Genomic DNA, 19,312 nt, shown 5'->3' with positions numbered 1-19,312 from the left:
TCATCGGCCACCCACTCGGACGATGCGCCACCGCCCGTCGTCGCGGCGCGTCAAACCGGCCATCTCGAGCATCGCCAGCGGCCCGAGCACCTGCTCGGGCGCCAGCGCCGAGGCGACGGCGATCTCGTCCACCGTGGCGGCGCCGCGGCCGGGCAACGCCTCGTACACCCGGCGTTCGGCGTCGCTCAGCCCGTCGAGCGCCGTGCAGGGGTGCGGCTCTTCGGGCGCCAGCTCACCGATGTGGCCGACCAACTCGACGACGTCGTCGGCGCGGGTGACGAGCTGCGCGCCGCTGCGCAACAGCGCGTGACATCCCGCCGATGCCGACGAGGTCACGGGTCCGGGCACCGCGGCCACCGGGCGGCCCAGCGCCCGTGCCCACGCCGCGGTGTTGGCCGCGCCGCTGCGCAGGCCGGCTTCGACCACCACCGCCGCCCCCGCGACCGCGGCGACCAACCGGTTGCGGGTGAGGAACCGGTGCCGGGCAGGCCGGACACCGGGCGGGTATTCGCTGAACACCAGCCCGCGGGTCGCGATGCGATGCAGCAGCCCGGAATTGCCCGCCGGATAAGGGATGTCGAGGCCACCCGCGAGCACGGCCACGGTGATCCCGTCGCAGTTCAGCGCCGAGCGGTGCGCCGCGGCGTCGATGCCGTAGGCACCGCCGGACACCACCGCCACGTCGCGTTCGGCCAGCCCGGCGGCCAGGTCGTCGGCCACCTGTTCCCCGTATACGGTCGACGCGCGCGTCCCGACCACGGCCGCCGCGCGCTGCGCCACCTCGTCGAGGCGGGCCGGGCCCATCGCCCACAACACCATCGGCGGGCCGGTGCGGGCCCTGACCTCGGCGTTGCCGAAGGCAGCGAACGCGAGCAGCGGCCACTCGTCGCAGTCGGATGTGATCAACCGCCCGCCGCGTCCCGCGATGAGCTCGAGATCGGCTGCGGCTCGGTCTATTTCGCGCCGGGCCTCGGTGTGGCGCGCCAGTTCGGCGTCGACCGATCCGCGCCGGACCCGCTCGGCGGCCTCGACCGGGCCCACGCGTCGCACCAGCTCGGCGAGCGGCGCGCAGGGTGGTTCGGCCACCCGGGACAGGTAAGCCCACGCCCGCAACAGGTGATCGGTCATCGCTGCGCACCCGGTTGCCGGAAGCTGAGCGCGGTGGCGACTTCGTCGAGGTCCGGCAGGGGCCGGCCCGCCAGGTCGGCCAGGCTCCACGCGACCCGCAGCGTGCGGTCCAGGCCGCGGATGCTGAGCAGCCCACGGTCCAACGCCTTGCGCAGCGGCTCCATCGCGGCGTTGCTGGGACGAAACTTTCGCCGCAACAGGGTCCCGCTGACTTCGGCGTTGGTGCGGAATCCGTGTGGTCGCCAACGCTCGGCGGCCGCGTCGCGCGCCGCCGCGACCCGCCGGCGAACCTGTGCGGTCGATTCGCCGTCGGTGACCGAGATCGCCCCAGCGCGCACCGGATTCATCTGCACCCGCAGGTCGACGCGGTCCATCAGCGGCCCGGACAGCTTGCCGAGGTAGCGGCGTTTGGCCGCGGCCGCGCAGACGCAGTCCTGCGGATCGGCCGGAGCGCAGGGGCATGGGTTGGCGGCCAGCACCAGCTGGAAGCGGGCCGGGTAGCACGCCACCCCGTCGCGGCGGGCGAGGCGAATCTCCCCGTCCTCCAACGGCGTTCGCAGCGCCTCGAGCGCGCTGACGCTGATCTCGGCGCACTCGTCGAGGAACAACACCCCGCGATGCGCGCGGCTGACGGCGCCCGGCCGGGCCATCCCCGATCCGCCGCCGACGAGCGCCGCGACGGTGGAGCTGTGGTGCGGCGCCACGAACGGCGGCCGGGTGATCAACGGCGTGTCGGTCGACAGTAGTCCGGCCACGGAGTGAATCGCGGTGACCTCCAGCGCCTCGTCGTCCGACAGCGGCGGGAGCAGCCCCGGAAGGCGTTGCGCCAGCATCGTTTTGCCCACGCCGGGCGGTCCGGTCAACATGAGGTGGTGCGCCCCCGCGGCCGCGACCTCCACCGCGAACCGCGCCTGCGCCTGCCCGACCACGTCGGCCAGATCCGCCGACGGCTCCGGGTCCGTGGCCCGCGCGCTGATCCTGGGTTCCAGGCCGCCGGAGCCGCCGAGCCAGTTCTTCAGTTGCCGCAGCGTGCGCACGCCCCAGACGTCGATCCCGTCGATCAGGCTCGCCTCGGCCAGGTTGTCCACCGGGACGACGACGGCCGGCCAGCCGTCGCGTTTGGCGGCCAGCACCGCGGGCAGCACCCCGCGCACCGGCCGCACCCGGCCGTCCAGCGCCAGCTCACCCAGCAGGACCGTCTTCTCCAGCCGCTCCCACGGGTGCTTGCGCTGCGCGGAAAGCACCGCGGCCGCCAGCGCGACGTCGTAGACGGATCCCATCTTGGGCAGCGTCGCCGGCGACAGCGCGAGCGTGAGCCGGGACTGGGGCCAGTCGTTGCCGCAGTTGGTGACGGCCGCGCGGACCCGGTCGCGCGACTCCTGCAGGGCGGCGTCGGGCAGCCCCACCAGATACACGCCCGGCAGGCCGGAGCTGATGTCGGCCTCGATTTCCACTGTGGCGCCGTCCAATCCGCGCACCGCGACTGAGAACGCCCGTCCCAGCGCCATTAGCCGATTCCCTGCAGGTGGGTGATCTCCGGGGTGCGCTTGCGCCCGACCCGCACGCCGATCATGTCGATGCGCAGCGCCGCCCAGCGCTGGTCCTGGCCGGCCAGCCAAAGCCCGGCCAGCCGGCGCAGCCGCCCCACCTTGCGCGGGGTCACCGCGTAGGCCAGCCCGCCGTAGCCGTCCCCGCTGCGGGTCTTCACTTCCACGAACACCGCGGTGCGGGCGGCGTCGTCGGCCGCGATCACGTCCAGCTCGCCGTAGCGGCAGCGCCAATTGCGGCCCAGGATCCGCAGCCCCATCCTCGTCAGATAGTCCACCGCGAGCGCCTCGCCCATCGCCCCCAGTTGCACCCGGGTCATGGCCTGTTCCGTCGTCATGGGGGCCACGGTGTCCGGCGGTGCTGACGCGCGCACGCCCGGCGGCGGCGTGAAGCTCAGTGCAGCGGCGGTCTATCCACAGTCACGCGTCCATCCACAGCCGCGAACCGGAAGCTAGCTCCAGTGCGGGGGCACGTCGGTGCCCGGGCAGTCCGCGGACCGGCAGTGCACCTCGCGCACCCGCCTGCCGGTGACGTTGCCGTCACTGTCGTAGGTGTACTCGACGGTGGCCTCGGCCTCGCGCCGGCAGGCGGGGCAGGTCGCCATTTCCGTCTTGAACCGCGACATGCCCTACCCGATCCGATCCGCCCTGGTGTAGACGTTCATCGAGTCCTCGCGCAGGAACGCCACCAGCGTGATGCCGGACTCCTCGGCCAGCGACACCGCCAGCGACGACGGTGCCGACACCGCGGCCAGCACGGGAATGCCCGCCAGCACGGCCTTTTGCGTCAATTCGAACGACGCCCGGCCGCTGACCAGCAGCACGCAGCCCCGCAGCGGAACGCGCCCGTGTTCCACCGCCCAGCCGACGACCTTGTCGACCGCGTTGTGCCGGCCGATGTCCTCGCGCACCACCAGCGGCGCGCCGTCGACGCCGAACAATGCCGCCGCGTGCAGCCCACCGGTGCTGTCGAAAACCTTTTGCGCGGAGCGCAATTGGCCCGGCATCGCCTTGAGTGTGGCCGCGGCGACGGTCGCCGGATCCGAGCCGGGCGAGAAGCGGCCGATCAACCGCACCGCGTCCAGCGACGCCTTGCCACAGACCCCGCACGACGAGGTGGTGTAGAAGTTGCGGGTGACGTCGAGGTCCGGCGGCGCCACCCCGGGAGCCAGCGTGACGTCCAGGACGTTGTAGGTGTTCGGGTCGGTGCGCCCGTCGCAGTAGCGGATGGTCCGGACGTCCTCGCGGTCGCCGATGACCCCCTCGGTGAGCAGAAAGCCTTGCGCCAGTTCGAAATCCGAGCCGGGCGTGCGCATCGTCACCGTGACCGGCGAGCCGTTGACGCGGATCTCCAACGGCTCCTCGACGGCCAGGGTTTCGGGTCGGGTGACGGCGCGGTCGGCCGTGAGATGCCGCGCGCGTCGGCGCGCCGTTACCTGGCCCACGCGCTCAAAACTACCCTGGCGCCCTCACACCGCCTCGGCCAGCGCGGCCAGCGTCTCCGCCGACGAGTGGACCGGCCGCCATCCGAGCAGGGTCCGGGCCTTGCCGGTGTCCATCACCACCGACGTCCGCGCGGAGTGCAGCCATTCCAGCATGGACGGGACGAACGGCACCTTGGAAATCGCCGCCGACGCCGCCGAGGCGGCAATCGCGGGAACCCGCACCGGCCGGCCACCGAGCGCCTTGGCCACCTCCGACACCGTCACCACACCTTCACCGGCGATGTTGTACGCCCCCGGCGGCGCCGGGGCCGTCGCCGCCAGCGCGATCGCCTCCGCGACGTCGTCGTGGTGGACCAGCTGCAACGGAATACCCGGATCCGGCACGACCGGCTTCAGCGCCGGCGCCACCTTGGTGACGGCGCGGACCGGCGCGGGCAGCTGGTTCCAGGGCATCGCGTCGGCCAACGCCGTCGCCTTTGGCCCGGCGACGATGCACGGCCGCAGCACGAACACCTCCAGCGACGAGCCCTTGGTGATGTCGGCGAGCATCGCCTCGCACTCGGCCTTCTGCGCCGAGTAGTAGTGCTCGGGGGTCCCCCGCGCCGGCACGTCCTCGGTCAGCGGGACGGGGTTGTCCGAGTGGTAGCCGTACGCCGCCACCGACGAGGTGTAGACCAGGCGCCGCGGTCGCTCGGCGGCGACCGTCGCCTCGAACACGTTGCGGGCGCCCTCCAGGTTGATGCGGCGGCTCTCGTCGCGCGAGCCCATGATGATGAACGCCAGGTGCACCACCACGTCGGCCCCCGCCACCAGGGCGTCGACGGCCTCGCGGTCGGTGATGTCGCCCTGCTGGTAGGTGGTTTTCTGCCAGCCGCACGACGCCGGGTCGAACGGCCGGCGCGCCATCCCGATGATCTTCTCCACCGCGGGCTCGCGCTCGAGCGCCGTCACCGCCGAGACCCCGATCTCCCCGGTTGGCCCGGTCACCGCCACTGTCAGTCCCACCCGGGTGTGCTTCCCTTCGCGACCGCCGACCAAACCGCGCTCGCGAAAGTCGCATGCCGATACTCTCGACACAGGATCACGAGCGGGAACGAGGCAAAGTGGCAGACGAGACGAGTTCGACACCGGGCGGCGACACGGCCGACCCGGCGACGGTCTTCGCCGCCCTGGCCGAGATCATCTACCAAGGCTCGGACGCCAAGCAGATGTACGCGGCCATCTGCATCGCGGCGACGCTGACCGTCCGCGGCTGTGACCACGCCAGCCTGCTGGTGCGCGAAGGCGACCGCTACGTCACCGTCGGCGCCAGCGACCGCATCGCGCAGCAAATCGACGAGTTGGAACGGCGCTCCGGCGACGGCCCGTGCATCGACGCGATCGAGGAGGAGACTCCCCAGATCGACCCCGACCTGACCACGCCGTCGCTGTGGCCCAAGCTCGCCAAGATCCTCGTCGAGGAAACCCCGGTGCGCGGGGCCATGGGCTTTCGGCTCCTGGTCGACAAGCGCAAGGGGGCCGCGCTCAACCTGTTCAGCGACACCCCCAACGTGTTCGACGCCGAGTCCGCGGGCCGGGCGGCGGTGCTCGCGTCGTTCGCCAGCGTGGCCATCAACGCGGTCGCCAAGGGCGAAGACGCCGCGAGCCTGCGCCGGGGGTTGATGAGCAACCGCGAGACCGGCAAGGCGGTCGGCATGTTGATGCTGCTGCACGACATGACCGAAGACCAGGCGTTCGACCTGCTGCGCCGCCATTCCCAGGCGCTGAACATCAAGCTGGCCGACGTGGCGCGCGCCGTCATCGAGAACCGCGGCCAATTGCCGGCCAACGGCGAAGCGACTTAGCCGGCGGCCTACTCCGGCAGCCGTAACTCGGGCTTCTCGACCTCTTCGATGTTGACGTCCTTGAAGGTGACCACGCGGACCTGCTTGACGAACCGGGCCGGCCGGTACATGTCCCACACCCACGCGTCGGACAATCGGAGCTCGAAGTACACCTCGCCGTCGGCGTTGCGCGGCGTCATCTCCACGCTGTTGGCCAGGTAGAAGCGCCGTTCGGTTTCCACGACGTAGCTGAACTGGCCGACGATGTCCTTGTATTCGCGGTACAGCGAGAGCTCCATCTCGGTTTCGTACTTTTCGAGATCTTCTGCACTCATCTGCTCAGACGTCCTTCTGGATGACGTGGGAACCTGGTCCCATCTTTCCTCACCGGTATTCGCCAGGCTCGGCCGGAGGGTCCGGTTTGCACTCCGCCACCACCCGCGCACCGGTTCCGCCCGGCCCTGAAGCCACGCGCCGGACGTTGATGAACGAATAGCGGTGCTGGGCGCAGGGCCCGAGCTCGGTCAGCGCCGTCGAATGTGCCGGCGTGCTGTAGCCCTTGTGGTCGGCGAAGCCGTAGCCGGGGTGATCGGCGTCCATCGCGACCATCAGCCGGTCGCGGCTGACTTTGGCCAGCACGCTGGCCGCGGCGATGCACGCCGCCACGGCGTCCCCGCCGATCACCGGCAGCGACGGCATCGGCAGGCCGGGCACGCGGAATCCGTCGCTCAGCACGTACCCGGGGCGCACCGACAGGCCGGCCACCGCGCGGCGCATGCCCTCGATGTTGGCCACATGCACGCCGCGCCGGTCGACCTCCTCCGAGGAGATGAAGACCACGTGGTACGCCAGCGCGTAGCGGCGGATCACGGGGAACAGCTTCTCCCGCACCTTCTCGGTGAGTTTCTTCGAGTCGTCAAGGGCCGCAAGGCTTTCCAGTCGGCTGGGGCCGAGCACGCAGGCCGCCACCACCAGCGGGCCGGCGCAGGCGCCGCGGCCCACCTCGTCGACCCCGGCCACCGGGCCGAGGCCGCTGCGATACAGCGCGGACTCCAGCGTGCGCAAGCCGGACGATTTGCGGATGACGGTCCGCGGCGGCCACGTGGTGGCCATGGCTACTGACTCTGCTGGGGGTTCACCGACCCGACGCCACCCCACCGCGACGGCGGCCACACGATGAACTGGGCCTTGCCGATGACGTTGGCTACCGGCACGGTTCCCGAATTCGGGTCACCGGTGCACAGGATGCCCTTGAGTGCTTCGATCGGGACGCTGGTGCAGTGGGCCCGGGAATCCGCCGAGTGGGTCCGGTTGTCCCCCATCACCCACAGCCGTCCCGCCGGGACGGCGACGGGCCCGAACTCGCTGCCCAGGCAGGGGTACTTCGACGGGTCGGCCATCATCGTGGTCGGATCCAGGTACGGCTCCTTGAGCGGCTTGCCGTCGACGGTCAACCCCGTTTCGGCCCGGCACTGCACGGTCTGCCCGCCCACCGCGATGACCCGCTTGACCAGGTCGTTCTCGTCGGGGGGCACGAAGCCGATGAACGACAGCGCGTTCTGCACCCAGCGCAGCGCGGTGTTGTTCGAACGGATCGACTTGTAGCCGGCGTTCCACGACGGCGGCCCCTTGAAGACGATCACGTCGCCGGGCCGCGGCTGACCGAACCGGTAACTCAGCTTGTCGACCATGATCCGGTCGCCGACGCAGCCCGTGCACCCGTGCAGCGTGGGCTCCATGGATTCCGACGGAATCAGGTAGGGGCGGGCGACGAACGTCAGCATGACGTAGTAGAGGACCACGGCGATCACCGCGAGCAGCGCGAGCTCGCGCAGCGTGGACTTCTTCTTGCGCTCCGGCTCGGCCGCTTCGGGTTCCGGGGCTTCGGCGGGCGCGTCGGGTTCGGCGGTGGAGACCTTCGGCTCTGGCTGACCGGCGTCGGGCTGGCGCTCGGGTGAGTCCGGGGTATCGGTCACGAGATCAGCGTAGTCAGCACGGCTTGTGGGATCCGCAGACCTGCTCCGAACCGCGCCCGGTCAGCGCTTTTCCTTGATCTTGGCCTTCTTGCCGCGGAGTTCACGCAGGTAGTACAGCTTGGCGCGGCGGACGTCGCCACGGGTCACCACCTCGATGTGGTCGATGTTCGGCGAATGCACCGGGAAGGTCCGCTCGACGCCGACGCCGTAGCTCTCCTTGCGCACGGTGAACGTCTCGCGGATGCCTCCGCCCTGTCGGCGGATCACCACGCCCTTGAACACCTGGATACGCTCCTTGGCGCCCTCGATGACCTTGACGTGCACGTTGATGGTGTCGCCCGGGCTAAAGGCCGGGATGTCGTCGCGCAGCGACGTCTGGTCGACGAAGTCCAGCCGGTTCATCGTACGAACACTCTTCCTTGCGGTCGCGGCCTGCGACGGCTGCCCACACGCGGGCGTGGGGCGGTCATCAAGCCGATGGTTTTCGGGCTTTTAGTGCGCATCTCGCAGCCACCGGGAAACGCCCGGCGCGCTCGTGGGTTCGAGACAACTGAACAATTGTGCCAGACGGCCCGCGTGCATTGAAAATCACAGGTAAAGCTCGCGGTTCAAAACGCGCCAAAGGCGCTGGTAAATGGTACACATGACTCGGGTCGAATCGGCCCGGCCACGTGCAGGTTTAACGCCCGAGCACACCAAGGAGCCCGACACATGTCCACCCGCCCGCTCGCCGTGCTGGCCGCCGTGGCGGCGGTGACGCTGGTGCTGGCCGGGTGCGACGAGGCGTTGGTGGAGCCGCAAAGCCTGGGAAAGCCGTCCGCCGCCGCGCACAGCGAGCCCGTTCGGCAGTCCCAGGTGCAGCCGGAGACGGTTCAGCTGCTGCTGGACACCGTGCCGATGCACGGGCCGCCGCAGGCGCTGGCCGGCACGGTATTCGGCGGCCTGCCGGCGCGGATCCAGCAGGCCATCGACGAGGCGGCCGGCGCCGGGGCCACGCTGTCGGTCGCCGTCCTGGATCGCAAGACGCATGAGCTGGTCTCCAACGGCAACAGCCAGATCGTCGGCACCGCGTCGGTGGCCAAGCTCTTCATCGCCGACGACCTGTTGCTGGCCGAGTCCCAGGGCAGGACCACCCTGTCCGCCGAGGACCGCCAGGCCCTCGACGTGATGTTGCAGTCGTCCGACGACGGCGCCGCCGAGAAGTTCTGGGGCCAGGGCGGCGGCGACAACATCATCACCCAGGTCGCGAGCCGCTACGGGCTGTCCTCCACCACCCCGCCCAGCGACGGGCGCTGGTGGAACACGATGAGCTCGCTGACCGACCTGATCCACTACTACGACGCGCTGCTCGACGGGTCGGGCGGACTGCCGACGTCGCGGGCCAGCGTCATCGTCAACGACCTGGCCCGGTCCACCCCGACCGGGGCCGACGGCTACCCGCAGCGGTTCGGCATTCCCGACGGCCTGTTCGCCGAACCGGTGGCGGTCAAGCAGGGCTGGATGTGCTGCATCGGCGCCGACTGGGTGCACCTGTCGACCGGGGTGATCGGCGCCGATCGCCGCTACGTGATGGTGGTCCAGTCGCTGCAGCCGTCCGACGACGCCACCGCGCGGCAGACGATCACCCAGGCCGTCAAGACGATCTTCCCCAACGGCCGGATCTGACACACTCGGCTCATTGCGCGAGCAGACGCAGAATCGCACGAATCCGACACCGCAGGTGCGATTCTGCGTCTGTTCGCCAGCCCTAGTCGCCCAATAGGTCCGGGCGGCGCTCGCGGGTGCGCCGCAGCGAAACCTCGCGGCGCCAGGCCGCGATCCGCGCATGGTCACCGGACAACAGGACCTCGGGGACGTCCAGCCCGCGCCAGCTCGGCGGCCTCGTATAGCTGGGCCCCTCCAGCAGCCGGTCCAAGGCGGGCGAATGCGAATCATCCTGCAGCGACGCGGGATTGCCCAGCACGCCGCCGAGCAGCCGTAGCACCGCCTCGATCATCACCACGGCCGCCGACTCCCCGCCCGGCAGCACGTAGTCCCCGATCGAGACCTCCTCGACCCGCATGCGTCGCGCGGCGTCGTCGATGACCCGCTGGTCGATTCCCTCGTAACGCCCGCACGCGAACACCAGGTGCTTCTCGGTGCTCCAGCGCTGGGCGGTCGCCTGGGTGAACAAGGCGCCCGCCGGCGTAGGAACGACCAAAAGCGTTTCACCCGAACAGGTCTCGTCCAGGGCCTCGCCCCAGACCGGGGCCTTCATCACCATTCCGGGGCCGCCGCCGTAGGGCGCGTCATCCACCGAGTGGTGCACGTCGTAGGTCCACCGGCGCAGGTCGTGCACGTGCAGGTCGACCAGGCCCGACGCAATCGCCTTGCCCGGCAACGACTGTCGCAGGGGATCCAGATACGCCGGGAAAATCGTTATCACGTCGATTCGCACGGGCTACCCCAGTTCCAGCAGCCCGTCGGGCGGATCGATCTCGATCAGCCTGTCGTCCAACGAGACCGACGTGACGATCGCGGCGACGAACGGCACCAGTACCTCACCGGAATCCCGCCGCACCGCCAGCAGCTCACCGGCCGCGGTGTGCAGCACCTCGGCGACGACGCCGACCTCCAGCCCCGCCGTCGTCCGGACGGCAAGGCCTTCGAGCTGGTGGTCGTAGTACGTGTCGGGCTCGTCGATCGGCGGCAGCTCGGCGGAGTCCACCACGAACAGGCTGCCCCGCAGCGCGTCGGCGGCGTCGCGGTCGTGCACGCCGGCCAATCGCACCAGCAGCCGCCCACCGTGCTCGCGGACTTGGTCGACGACGACGCTGCGCTCCTCGCCGCTACGAGAATTCTTGGCGCGCAACGTGTTACCGGGAGCGAACCGCGCCGCGGGATCGTCGGTGCGGATTTCCACGACCACCTCGCCGCCGATGCCGTGCGCCTTGACCACGCGCCCGACCGTCAACTCCACGGGAGCGCTCCGCTACTGGTCGGTGTCCACCACGTCGACGCGGATGCCGCGGCCACCGATGCCGGCGACCAGCGTGCGCAGCGCGGTCGCGGTGCGCCCGCCGCGACCGATCACCTTGCCCAGGTCGTCGGGGTGGACGTGCACCTCCACGGTGCGCCCACGCCGACTGGTAACCATGTCCACCCGGACATCGTCGGGGTTGTCGACGATGCCGCGGACCAAATGCTCGACAGCGTCGACGACGACGGTGCTCACCTCGGTCAGCCTTCGGCCGGTGCGTCGGCCGGCGCGGCTTCCGCGGCCGGCTCGGCGGGGGCTTCGGCGGCCGGCTCGGCGTCGGCGGGGGCTTCGGCCGCCTCGTCAGCGGCCTCGGGCGCCTCGGCGGCCTTGGCGGCCTTCTTGGCCGGGGCCTTCTTCTTTGGCTTGGCGGCCTCGGTGGTGGGCGCGCCGTCGGCCTCGGCCAGCGCGGCGTTGAACAGCTCCAGCTTGGACGGCTTGGGCGCGGCGGCCTGCAGGCTGCCCTCGGCGCCGGGCAGGCCCTTGAACTTCTGCCAGTCGCCGGTGATCTTCAACAGCTTGAGGACCGGCTCGGTCGGCTGGGCGCCCACCGAGAGCCAGTACTGGGCGCGCTCGGAGTTGATCTCGATCAGGCTCGGGTCTTCCTTCGGGTGATACCGGCCGATGACCTCGATCGAGCGGCCGTCGCGGCGGGTCCGAGCGTCGGCGACGGCGATGCGGTATTGCGGATTGCGGATCTTGCCAAGCCGGGTCAGCTTGATCTTCACAGCCATGGTTAAGCGACTTCTCCTGTATGTGTCACGCTGCAATTCAGCGACCCGGGCGGGATGCCGGGGTCCGGTTTTGCCTCGCGTGTGTGCCTCGCCGAGCCTGGCCTGAAAAGGCAGGGTCGCGCGGCGGACAGCCGCCAATTGTGCCAGAACAGGTCCGCCCGCCAGAAATCCAGCTACATGACCTTCTGGAAGGTCTTGGTCTCCACCCGCCGCGTCATCCGCCATCCATCCGGGGTGCGGACGAACTCGTCGTCGTACCACAGGCCGCAGAACAGGATCTGCTCCTTGTCGCCGCCGAGCACCATCGGGTTGAAGCAGATGACCCGCGAAGTGGCCTTATCGCCGTCGACGGTCACCGAGAAGTTGCCGAGCATGTGCGCGTAGACCGGGAAGTTCGGCAACACCTCCGACAACCACTTCTTGACCTCCGGATAGTGGCCCTCGATGCCCCCGAGGGCGGTGTAGTCGATGTAGGCGTCGGGCGTGAAGACCTTGTCCAGGTCGTCGAAGCGGCGGTTGTCGATGGCGGTGGAGTAGTCCACCAGCAGCTGCTGGATCTCTAGGCGGTCGGAAATCTCGGCCAGGCTCAACATGGCTTGATTGAACACGACTGAATTGGAAGACCGCGCAACTAGGCCCCGCCTACTCAGCCGACCCGGACGACGAGCTTGCCCATGTGCTTGCCGTCGCGTAACCGCTCGAACGCCGCTTTCGCCTCATCGAATTCGAAGACGTCGTCGATCACCGGCTCCAACCCTGAAGCGCCGACGGCTCGCACCAGATCTTGCAGATCGGCCCGGCTCCCGACGGTGATGGATCGCGTCGTCGCGCCGGTGCCCTTGAGCAGGAAATAGTCGATGCCCGGGTTGTCTTCGCTGAGAAAGCCGATCAGCGTGACCTCGCCGCCTTCGGCGACGCCACGCAACGACTGCTCGATGGTGGCCGGGCCGCCGACTTCGACGACTCGGTCCGCGCCTCGGCCGCCGGTCAGTTCGCGCACCTGCTCGCCCCAGTTCGGATTGCGGCGGTAGTCGATGACGTCGTCGGCGCCCAGCGCTTTGAGCGTCTGCGCCTTCTCGGGACTCGACGTCGTCGCGACGACACGGGCACCGACCAGCTTGGCCAGTTGCAGCGCAAACAGCGAAACCCCGCCGGTTCCGAGCGTCAACACGGTCTGGCCCGTGCGAATCGGCGCGGGGCCGCCGAGTGCGTTCCAGGCCGTGACCCCGGCGCACGGGAGCGTCGCGGCCTGTTCGTCGGGTATGGAATCGGGAATGCGCGCGACCGCCTCCCGGGATACCACCTTGTATTCGGCCAGCCAGCCATCCTGCCCGCTGCCGTAGCTGTCGGAATTCGCTGTCGCCGGCATCGGGCCGCCGAACCACCTCGGCTGGAATGCGCTCACCACCCGGTCGCCGGGAAGGAAGTCGTCGACGCCCTCGCCGACCTCGACGACCTCAGCCGCGGCATCGCTGCACGGCACCAACCCGGGTGTGCTCTCGCGCACGTATCGGCCCAGGGGAATCGCCACGTCGCGGTAGTTCAGCGACACCGCTCGGATGCGGAGCAGCAGTTCCCCTCGCTGGGGTGACGGGACCGGTTCGTCGTGCACCCGCAGCCCATCCAGCCCGGTCAGCTCGTCGAACCGGTACACGCGCATGGAGACGCTCCTTCCGATGTCGGCCTGCCAATCTCAACCCGCGCGATGGATTCCCTTGTTCCGCTTCAGGAAACGCGTGTGATGTTTCACGACCGCGCAATCGGATACCCGGCACCTCGTGAGCGAAGGCAACGATTTCAACGAGCGCAATATCGCCGAGTTCCGCGCCAATCACGGTCGCGTCGGTGGCCAGTTCGACGGTGCGCCGCTGGTCATCCTGCACACGGTCGGCGCGCGCAGCGGGAAGCCGCGGACCAACATCATGATGTATCTGGCCGACGGCGATCGGTACCTCGTCTTCGCCTCGAAGGCCGGCGCCGACGACAACCCCGCGTGGTATTGGAATCTCAAGGCGAACCCCGACGCCCGCATCGAAGTCGGCGACGACATCGTCGACGTGCATGCCACGGAGCTGCATGGGGCCGAGCGGGACGAGAAGTATGCGCTGCAGGCCGAGCGCTACCCCGGGTTCGCCGAGTACCAGCGCAAGACGTCGCGGACCATCCCGGTGGTCGCGCTCACGCCGGTTGGCCCGAGGGAGCACCGCGAATGAGGGTCCTGGCGACCGGCGCGACGGGCCAGTACGCCCACCACGTCGTCGCCGGCCTCGCCGCTCAGGGAATCGACGTCCGCGGCGTCGTCCACGATCCGGCGAAGGCCGACGAGGCTCGCCGGGCCGGTGCGACCGAGACGGTGCGGTTGGACCTGGCCGACGCCGACGGGGTGGCCGAGGCTCTGGACGGTGTGGACGGGGTCTTCCTGATCACCCCGGCGTTCCACCCGGATGCCACGTCGATGGCGCTCAACGTGGTCGGAGCGGCCGTGGAAGCCGGCGTGGGGAAGCTGGTTTACAACGGGGTGTACCACCCGTCGCTGAGCCTGCCGAACCATGCGGGAACCCGCCCGGTCGAGGAGGCTCTCTACGCGTCCGATCTGGACTTCACCGTGCTGCAGCCGGCGATGTACGTCCAAGCGCTTGCGGCGACCTACCGGAACGCGTTGGAAACCGGCGCCGTCGTGGCGCCGTGGTCGAAGCACTCGAAGATGACCTACGTCGATTACCGCGACGTCGCCGACGCGGCCGCGTTGGCGTTCGTCGAGCGACGCCTGTCGCGTGGCACTTTCGAACTCGCCGCCGGGGGCATGGTCGATCGGGTCGAGGTCGCCGAGATGATGAGTCGGGTGGCGGGGCGCACGCTGCGGGCCGAGGACACCGACGATGTCCCCCCGGGGCCCGAGGGCTTGGCCACGATGTTCGAAGACTACGACCGGCATGGCTTTCACGGCGGGAATTCGCTTGTCCTGCAAGCCATTCTGCGTCGCGAACCGCGCTCGGTCGCCGACTTCATCGCGGAGCTCGCGGCGTAATAGTTGGGATCGGTATCGGCGCGGGCCGGTGTCCACTTGTTGCAGCGGCCCATCCGGGCCTCCAGCAACGAAGGAGCCCGACATGAACCCAACGGGGTATTTCTCGCGTTTTCGCAGGACACGGGCCGCCGGCGAGGGGAATAATCCCCTGGGTATGAGAGCAGCAATCGCGGGATTAGCAACGGCGTTGTTGATGTTCGGCGGCGCGGGGCTCGCCGCGCCCTCGGCCCAGGCCGGCCCGTGCCCGGCCGGGAAATCGTGCCAGCACTGGTGCCCGGGCGACGTCCTTCCTGCGGGCCGGCCCGTCCCGTGGGACGGCAACGTCTGCCACGACTACTACTGGGACTACTACGGCGTGCACGACATCGGCGACGGGGCGAACTACTCCTGGCGCGACATGCCCTGGCGCTGAGCCCGAGATAAAGCCCCAAAGTTAAACTTTGCGGCCATGCGCATGCTCATGGCCGCGGTGGCCGCCCTGCTGGCGGTCGCCACCGCGACGCCTTCCCGGGCCGACAGCACGCAGCCGATCGGCTCGGTGCCGATCCCTGACGGGCCGGCCCAGACCTGGATCGTCGCCGACCTGGACAGCGGTCAGGTGTTGGCCGGCCGCGACCAGAACGTGCCCCACCCGCCCGCGAGCACCATCAAGGTGCTGTTGGCGTTGGTGGCGCTGGACCAGGTGAGCCTGGACTCCACCGTCGTCGCCGACGTCGCCGACACGCAGGTCGAGTGCAACTGCGTCGGCATCAAGCCCGGCCGCACCTACACCGCGCGCCAATTGCTGGACGCGCTGCTGCTGGTTTCCGGCAACGACGCCGCCAACACCCTGGCGCACCTACTGGGCGGCGCCGACGCCACCGTGGCCAAGATGAACGCCAAGGCCGCGTCCCTGGGCGCGACGAGCACCTTCGCGGCGACCCCGTCCGGCCTGGACGGCCCCGGCGGCTCCGGGGCGTCGACGGCGCACGACCTGGCCGTCATCTTCCGGGCCGCCATGGCCAATCCGGTGTTCGCGCAGATCACCGCCGAGCCGTCGGCGATGTTCCCCGGCGATCACGGCGACGAACCGATCACCAACCAGGACGAACTCCTGCAGCGCTACCCCGGCGCCATCGGCGGCAAGACCGGCTTCACCAACGCCGCGCGCAAGACGTTCGTCGGCGCCGCCGCCCGCGGTGGGCGCCGGCTGGTGATCGCGATGATGTACGGACTGGTGAAACAGGGCGGACCCACGTATTGGGATCAGGCCGGCAGCCTGTTCGACTGGGGCTTCGCGCTGAACCCCGAGACCGGCATAGGTTCGCTATAACCGCCTGTTACAAAACAACATTCGGCAGCGCCGCGCGCATCAGCCCCGTCAACACCGGGATCCGCCGCTCCGCGATCGCCGGCTGCGGCAGCACCCCCTCCACCACGGCGGCCCCGTCGAACACGTTCGTCATCAGCGCCACCACGACCGGGAACGTCTCCTCGTCGAAGCCCTCGGCGCCGGGCAGCGCCCGCGCGGCGTCGACGATCTTCGCCGAGTACTGGCCGAGCTCGTGTTGCAAAGTGTCCCTGAGCTTTTCGTCGGTGCGCGCGGCGATCAGCAGCTCGTAGACCACGGCGTTGGTCGGGGCGGCGGTGATGTCCCGCAGGATCGCCAGGGCGGCCTCGAAGGCGGGCTGGTCGGCAGGAATCTCAGCAACCCGTTTGGTGAACGACTCCAGCTGACGCCGCAAAACCTCGGACGCGGTGGCCGCCATGAAGTCGCCCATGGTCTCGAAGTGGCGGAACAGGGCGCCGACGGAAACCCCGGCGCGCTTGGTGATCACCGCGGCCGACGCGCGGGCGTACCCGACCTCGATGATGGTGTCGATGCACGCCTCGAGAAGCCGCGCGACGGTTTCCTCCCGCCGCTGCTGCTGGGTCCTGGCCATGTCAGGCCCCGACTTTCTCCACGCTGCGGCCCCGGCTGCGCCGCCCCGCCCGCAGGTAGCGGCCCGACTTCACGGTGCGGCCGTAGCCCTCCCGGAACTGGCCCGCGCGGAAGACGACCTCGCCGCCCACGCCGGTCGCGACGACGGCGTCGTCGTTGCGATTGACCATGCGCCGCAGGCCGCCGTAGAAGGGCACCGCTTCCTCGTGGTAGTCGTCCACGGATTCGTTGAGGCCGGCCGGATCGATCACGACGAAGTCCGCGCGGTCGCCCTCGCGCAGCGTGCCGGCGTCGACGCCGAACCAGTCCGCCAGTTCGCCGGTCAGCCGGTGCACCGCGTGTTCGGTGGACATGAACGGGGCACCGGCCCGGTGGGCGTCGCGGGTGCGCTTGAGCATCTTGAGCGGGAAGTTGTAGAACGCCATGTTGCGCAGGTGCGCGCCCGCGTCGGAGAAGCCCATGTGGATGCTGGGGTCGGCGGCGAGCTTGTTGAGCTGCTTGGGCCGGTGGTTGGCGACGACGGTCGTCCACCGGACGTTGCGCTCGCCGTTTTCGACGAGCACGTCGAGGAACGCGTCGAGCGGATGCAGCCCGCGCTCGTCGGCGATCGCGCCAAAGCTCTTGCCGATCAACGACTTATCGGGGCACTCGACGATGACCGCGTCGTGGAAGTCGCGGTGCCACAGCGACGGCCCCAGCTTGATCCGGTCGAACTCGCGCCGGAACTTGCGGCGGTAGTCCTTGTCGGCCAGCAGCTCGTTGCGCTGCAGTTGATCGCGCAGGTGCAGGGCGGCCGTCCCGGCGCCGAACTCCTCGAAGACCGGCAGGTCGATGCCGTCGGAGTACAACTCGAACGGGACCGGCAGGTGCTGGAACCGCACCCTAGAGCCCAGGAACTTGTTCAGCAGGCGGGTGCCGAGCCCGAAGGTGTGCACGGCCAGCGGCATGGACTTCGCGTCGGCGGACACCAGCAGGCTCATCCGAACCGCCTTGCGCCACCCCAACATCGGGCTGCTGGCGAGGAAGAAGAGCAGTGCGGATTTCGAGTTCTCGACGTCGGGCGCGCTCTGCAGGATTCGGCCGCGCTTGCGCAAAACCTTGATCAACCGGCGCCGTTCGCGCCACGTCGCGAACGTGGACGGCAGCGCGCGCGACCGGAAGCGGTCACCGTCGAGTTTGTCGATGGCCGCGTCCATGCCGGACATGCCGAGCATCCCGGCGTCGAGGGCCTCCTCCAGCAGCGCCGCCATCTTCTCCAGCTCGGCCTCGGTGGGCTTGACCGTCTCGTCGGTGGCGCGATCGAGACCCAGCACCGCGGTCCGTAGATCCGAATGACCAAGCAGCGAGCCGACATTCGGCCCGAGCGGCAGGGCGTCCAGCGCGCGGATGTAGTCCGCGGCCGTCGACCACGTCTTGTTGGAATCCAAAGCGCCGTAGACGTATTCGCGCGGCACGGCCTCGACCCGGCTGAACAGGTCGGCCGCGTCCTCGGAATCGGCGTAGACCGTCGACAGCGAGCAGTTGCCCAGCAACACCGTCGTGACGCCGTGGCGCACCGACTCCCGCAGCCCGGGGTCCAGCAGCACCTCGGCGTCGTAGTGGGTGTGCACGTCGATGAACCCGGGCACGATCCACTTGCCGGCGGCGTCGATCACCTCGGGGCAGCCGGTCTCGTCCAGCGGCGTCGGAGACACCGCCGCCACCACGCCGTCGCGGATGCCGAGCGTGCGGGTCTGCGGTGCGCGGCCGGTGCCGTCGAACCACAGTCCGTCGCGAATGATCACGTCGTAGCTCACCGTTGCCTCCAAGGTCGTCGGGTGCCACGAACCGTAACATAGATAGCAAGTACTCGCAATCTTTTCTGGCGGCGTGTCTGGCCACGGGAAAGTGCCTGGTCAAGTCAGCGCGGGGGGTCGGGCACCGGCACGCCCGGCGGCACGTCGCCGCTGCGGGTCGCCATCGCGGGTGCCCGGAGCACGGCGCCCTGCTGGCCGCATTCGTTGCTTCGCACGGTGACGGTCATCTCGCCGGCGAGCCCGCCTTGCGGACGGGGCCGCAGCGACAGCACCTGCGTCGTCGCCTGCGTCCGTGCGGCGCCGTCCGGCGCGATGCAGGGGAACGTCCCCTCTTCCGGGCGCGACAGCCAACGACCATCGCGGAACTCCAGCACGACCGGCTGGGTGACCGTCGACTTCGGCTGCGTGTGGTCGTTGTCGTCCAGCGGCGCGCCGACGGCCGTGCAGGAGCCGGCCGCGCACGACGAGCGGAAGGCCCACCAGGTGGTCACGTCGGGCGGCTGGGGCTCGGGCGTGAGGTTGAACGTCTGCCGGCTGCGCTGCACCTCGAGACGGTAGGTGCCGTCGAGTGGGATCGGGGCGGCCGGCGCGCTCGCGGTCGGGCGGGCGGCCGGCGCGGCAGGTGCGGCGGTCGCGTGGGTCTTGCGCCCCGCCAAGAAGCCGGCGACGAGCAGCCCCGCGACGACCACCACCGCGACGGCGCTCAGGACGATCCTGCGGCGGCGGTGCGTCCTCGCCACGGCCACCGGGGGCTTGTCCGCGTCCAGGGTGGGCGCCCCGGCAGGATCCACGGCGAAGTCGTTGGGGCGGTCAGCCAACGGGGCCGCCGGGTTGGAATCGACGTACGGCGGCGTTCCGGCCAACAGGTGAAATGCCGTGGCCGCCAGCGCGTACTGAT

At 69.9% G+C, this 19,312-nt stretch carries 23 protein-coding genes and 2 pseudogenes; 6 read left to right on the top strand and 19 right to left on the bottom strand.

The window, feature by feature from the left end; genetic code table 11:
* From dprA to A9X00_RS18970, 6 genes are all read right to left on the bottom strand, one after another.
* Positions 1–1,128: a DNA-processing protein DprA gene (dprA, locus tag A9X00_RS18995; protein WP_067156780.1), complete on the bottom strand. Its 1,128-nt coding sequence runs from the start codon at positions 1,126–1,128 to the stop codon at positions 1–3.
* Entirely contained in the window at positions 1,125–2,636 is a 1,512-nt protein-coding gene (locus tag A9X00_RS18990) for a YifB family Mg chelatase-like AAA ATPase (RefSeq protein ID WP_067156778.1), read from the bottom strand. Before A9X00_RS18990 ends, dprA begins: the two co-directional genes overlap by 4 nt.
* Entirely contained in the window at positions 2,636–3,013 is a 378-nt protein-coding gene (locus tag A9X00_RS18985; protein ID WP_067156775.1) for a YraN family protein, read from the bottom strand. The genes A9X00_RS18990 and A9X00_RS18985 overlap by 1 nt, the downstream gene beginning before the upstream one ends.
* 114 nt (positions 3,014–3,127) lie before the next feature.
* Positions 3,128–3,301, bottom strand: a complete 174-nt coding sequence (locus A9X00_RS18980; protein WP_067156772.1) for a 5'-phosphate oxidase — start codon at positions 3,299–3,301, stop codon at positions 3,128–3,130.
* A 3-nt stretch (positions 3,302–3,304) separates the two neighbouring features.
* The gene (gene fdhD, locus A9X00_RS18975) at positions 3,305–4,120 is read right to left on the bottom strand and encodes a formate dehydrogenase accessory sulfurtransferase FdhD (protein ID WP_067156770.1); all 816 of its coding nucleotides are present in this window, start codon (positions 4,118–4,120) and stop codon (positions 3,305–3,307) included.
* Positions 4,121–4,144: 24 nt separating this feature from the next.
* Entirely contained in the window at positions 4,145–5,125 is a 981-nt protein-coding gene (locus A9X00_RS18970) for an NAD-dependent epimerase/dehydratase family protein (protein WP_067156798.1), read from the bottom strand.
* Positions 5,126–5,223: 98 nt separating this feature from the next.
* Between A9X00_RS18970 and A9X00_RS18965 the strand changes: the two genes are divergently transcribed.
* The gene (locus A9X00_RS18965) at positions 5,224–5,964 is read left to right on the top strand and encodes a GAF and ANTAR domain-containing protein (protein ID WP_156772177.1); all 741 of its coding nucleotides are present in this window, start codon (positions 5,224–5,226) and stop codon (positions 5,962–5,964) included.
* 8 nt (positions 5,965–5,972) lie between these two features.
* On the opposite strand, the gene A9X00_RS18960 is transcribed toward A9X00_RS18965, so the two are convergent.
* The 4 genes and pseudogenes from A9X00_RS18960 to rplS form a co-directional block, all read right to left on the bottom strand.
* Positions 5,973–6,278, bottom strand: coding sequence for a DUF2469 domain-containing protein (locus A9X00_RS18960; protein WP_003875077.1), 306 nt, complete (start codon positions 6,276–6,278; stop codon positions 5,973–5,975).
* A gap of 9 nt (positions 6,279–6,287) precedes the next feature.
* Positions 6,288–7,056, bottom strand: a pseudogene (locus tag A9X00_RS18955) (ribonuclease HII); the annotation flags it as partial.
* A gap of 2 nt (positions 7,057–7,058) precedes the next feature.
* Complete coding sequence (gene lepB / locus A9X00_RS18950) at positions 7,059–7,919, bottom strand: signal peptidase I (RefSeq protein ID WP_067156766.1); 861 nt, start codon at positions 7,917–7,919, stop codon at positions 7,059–7,061.
* Between the two features lie 60 nt (positions 7,920–7,979).
* Positions 7,980–8,321: a 50S ribosomal protein L19 gene (rplS, locus tag A9X00_RS18945; protein ID WP_066930268.1), complete on the bottom strand. Its 342-nt coding sequence runs from the start codon at positions 8,319–8,321 to the stop codon at positions 7,980–7,982.
* Positions 8,322–8,630: 309 nt separating this feature from the next.
* Here rplS and A9X00_RS18940 point away from each other — a divergent pair, with 309 nt between their 5' ends.
* Complete coding sequence (locus A9X00_RS18940) at positions 8,631–9,584, top strand: hypothetical protein (protein ID WP_067156764.1); 954 nt, start codon at positions 8,631–8,633, stop codon at positions 9,582–9,584.
* An 82-nt stretch (positions 9,585–9,666) separates the two neighbouring features.
* On the opposite strand, the gene trmD is transcribed toward A9X00_RS18940, so the two are convergent.
* From trmD to A9X00_RS18910, 6 genes are all read right to left on the bottom strand, one after another.
* On the bottom strand, positions 9,667–10,356 hold the full coding sequence (gene trmD, locus A9X00_RS18935; protein WP_067156762.1) for a tRNA (guanosine(37)-N1)-methyltransferase TrmD: 690 nt from the start codon (positions 10,354–10,356) through the stop codon (positions 9,667–9,669).
* A 3-nt stretch (positions 10,357–10,359) separates the two neighbouring features.
* On the bottom strand, positions 10,360–10,878 hold the full coding sequence (rimM, locus tag A9X00_RS18930) for a ribosome maturation factor RimM (protein WP_067156760.1): 519 nt from the start codon (positions 10,876–10,878) through the stop codon (positions 10,360–10,362).
* 12 nt (positions 10,879–10,890) lie between these two features.
* Entirely contained in the window at positions 10,891–11,133 is a 243-nt protein-coding gene (locus A9X00_RS18925; RefSeq protein ID WP_003878715.1) for an RNA-binding protein, read from the bottom strand.
* 5 nt (positions 11,134–11,138) lie between these two features.
* A complete protein-coding gene (gene rpsP / locus A9X00_RS18920) occupies positions 11,139–11,669 on the bottom strand; it encodes a 30S ribosomal protein S16 (protein ID WP_067156758.1) in 531 nt (176 codons plus the stop codon).
* 173 nt (positions 11,670–11,842) lie between these two features.
* On the bottom strand, positions 11,843–12,262 hold the full coding sequence (locus A9X00_RS18915; RefSeq protein ID WP_067156796.1) for a nuclear transport factor 2 family protein: 420 nt from the start codon (positions 12,260–12,262) through the stop codon (positions 11,843–11,845).
* A gap of 53 nt (positions 12,263–12,315) precedes the next feature.
* Positions 12,316–13,329, bottom strand: coding sequence for an NAD(P)-dependent alcohol dehydrogenase (locus A9X00_RS18910; RefSeq protein WP_067156755.1), 1,014 nt, complete (start codon positions 13,327–13,329; stop codon positions 12,316–12,318).
* Positions 13,330–13,447: 118 nt separating this feature from the next.
* Here A9X00_RS18910 and A9X00_RS18905 point away from each other — a divergent pair, with 118 nt between their 5' ends.
* The 4 genes from A9X00_RS18905 to A9X00_RS18890 all read left to right on the top strand — a co-directional run bounded on the left by A9X00_RS18905 (position 13,448) and on the right by A9X00_RS18890 (position 16,009).
* Positions 13,448–13,882, top strand: a complete 435-nt coding sequence (locus A9X00_RS18905; RefSeq protein WP_067156752.1) for a nitroreductase family deazaflavin-dependent oxidoreductase — start codon at positions 13,448–13,450, stop codon at positions 13,880–13,882.
* Complete coding sequence (locus tag A9X00_RS18900; protein ID WP_067156749.1) at positions 13,879–14,697, top strand: SDR family oxidoreductase; 819 nt, start codon at positions 13,879–13,881, stop codon at positions 14,695–14,697. The genes A9X00_RS18905 and A9X00_RS18900 overlap by 4 nt, the downstream gene beginning before the upstream one ends.
* A 154-nt stretch (positions 14,698–14,851) precedes the next feature.
* Entirely contained in the window at positions 14,852–15,109 is a 258-nt protein-coding gene (locus A9X00_RS18895; protein ID WP_156772176.1) for a hypothetical protein, read from the top strand.
* Between the two features lie 36 nt (positions 15,110–15,145).
* Positions 15,146–16,009 carry a D-alanyl-D-alanine carboxypeptidase family protein gene (locus tag A9X00_RS18890; RefSeq protein WP_067156745.1) on the top strand — a complete coding sequence of 288 codons (864 nt, stop codon included), beginning with the start codon at positions 15,146–15,148 and terminating at the stop codon, positions 16,007–16,009.
* Positions 16,010–16,016: 7 nt separating this feature from the next.
* Here A9X00_RS18890 and A9X00_RS18885 read toward each other — a convergent pair whose 3' ends face one another.
* From A9X00_RS18885 to A9X00_RS31400, 3 genes and pseudogenes are all read right to left on the bottom strand, one after another.
* Positions 16,017–16,619 carry a TetR/AcrR family transcriptional regulator gene (locus tag A9X00_RS18885; protein WP_067156743.1) on the bottom strand — a complete coding sequence of 201 codons (603 nt, stop codon included), beginning with the start codon at positions 16,617–16,619 and terminating at the stop codon, positions 16,017–16,019.
* A 1-nt stretch (position 16,620) separates the two neighbouring features.
* On the bottom strand, positions 16,621–18,426 hold the full coding sequence (locus A9X00_RS18880; protein ID WP_067156740.1) for an amidohydrolase family protein: 1,806 nt from the start codon (positions 18,424–18,426) through the stop codon (positions 16,621–16,623).
* Between the two features lie 92 nt (positions 18,427–18,518).
* Positions 18,519–19,312, bottom strand: a pseudogene (locus A9X00_RS31400) (serine/threonine protein kinase); the annotation flags it as partial.

Source organism: Mycobacterium sp. 1245805.9 (genome assembly GCF_001672915.1).
Lineage (GTDB): Bacteria > Actinomycetota > Actinomycetes > Mycobacteriales > Mycobacteriaceae > Mycobacterium.
This window is presented reverse-complemented; position numbering and strand designations above follow the sequence as displayed.

Excerpts from the sequence above, each read along its gene's own strand:
- A9X00_RS18985 (WP_067156775.1), bottom strand. The coding sequence starts at position 3,013 with ATGACGACGGAACAGGCCATGACCCGGGTGCAACTGGGGGCGATGGGC.
- A9X00_RS18940 (WP_067156764.1), top strand. The coding sequence starts at position 8,631 with ATGTCCACCCGCCCGCTCGCCGTGCTGGCCGCCGTGGCGGCGGTGACG.
- A9X00_RS18910 (WP_067156755.1), bottom strand. The coding sequence starts at position 13,329 with ATGCGCGTGTACCGGTTCGACGAGCTGACCGGGCTGGATGGGCTGCGG.
- A9X00_RS18960 (WP_003875077.1), bottom strand. The coding sequence starts at position 6,278 with ATGAGTGCAGAAGATCTCGAAAAGTACGAAACCGAGATGGAGCTCTCG.
- A9X00_RS18915 (WP_067156796.1), bottom strand. The coding sequence starts at position 12,262 with ATGTTGAGCCTGGCCGAGATTTCCGACCGCCTAGAGATCCAGCAGCTG.
- A9X00_RS18900 (WP_067156749.1), top strand. The coding sequence starts at position 13,879 with ATGAGGGTCCTGGCGACCGGCGCGACGGGCCAGTACGCCCACCACGTC.
- A9X00_RS18885 (WP_067156743.1), bottom strand. The coding sequence starts at position 16,619 with ATGGCCAGGACCCAGCAGCAGCGGCGGGAGGAAACCGTCGCGCGGCTT.
- rplS (WP_066930268.1), bottom strand. The coding sequence starts at position 8,321 with ATGAACCGGCTGGACTTCGTCGACCAGACGTCGCTGCGCGACGACATC.
- A9X00_RS18980 (WP_067156772.1), bottom strand. The coding sequence starts at position 3,301 with ATGTCGCGGTTCAAGACGGAAATGGCGACCTGCCCCGCCTGCCGGCGC.
- rpsP (WP_067156758.1), bottom strand. The coding sequence starts at position 11,669 with ATGGCTGTGAAGATCAAGCTGACCCGGCTTGGCAAGATCCGCAATCCG.
- A9X00_RS18890 (WP_067156745.1), top strand. The coding sequence starts at position 15,146 with ATGCGCATGCTCATGGCCGCGGTGGCCGCCCTGCTGGCGGTCGCCACC.
- dprA (WP_067156780.1), bottom strand. The coding sequence starts at position 1,128 with ATGACCGATCACCTGTTGCGGGCGTGGGCTTACCTGTCCCGGGTGGCC.
- A9X00_RS18895 (WP_156772176.1), top strand. The coding sequence starts at position 14,852 with ATGAGAGCAGCAATCGCGGGATTAGCAACGGCGTTGTTGATGTTCGGC.
- A9X00_RS18990 (WP_067156778.1), bottom strand. The coding sequence starts at position 2,636 with ATGGCGCTGGGACGGGCGTTCTCAGTCGCGGTGCGCGGATTGGACGGC.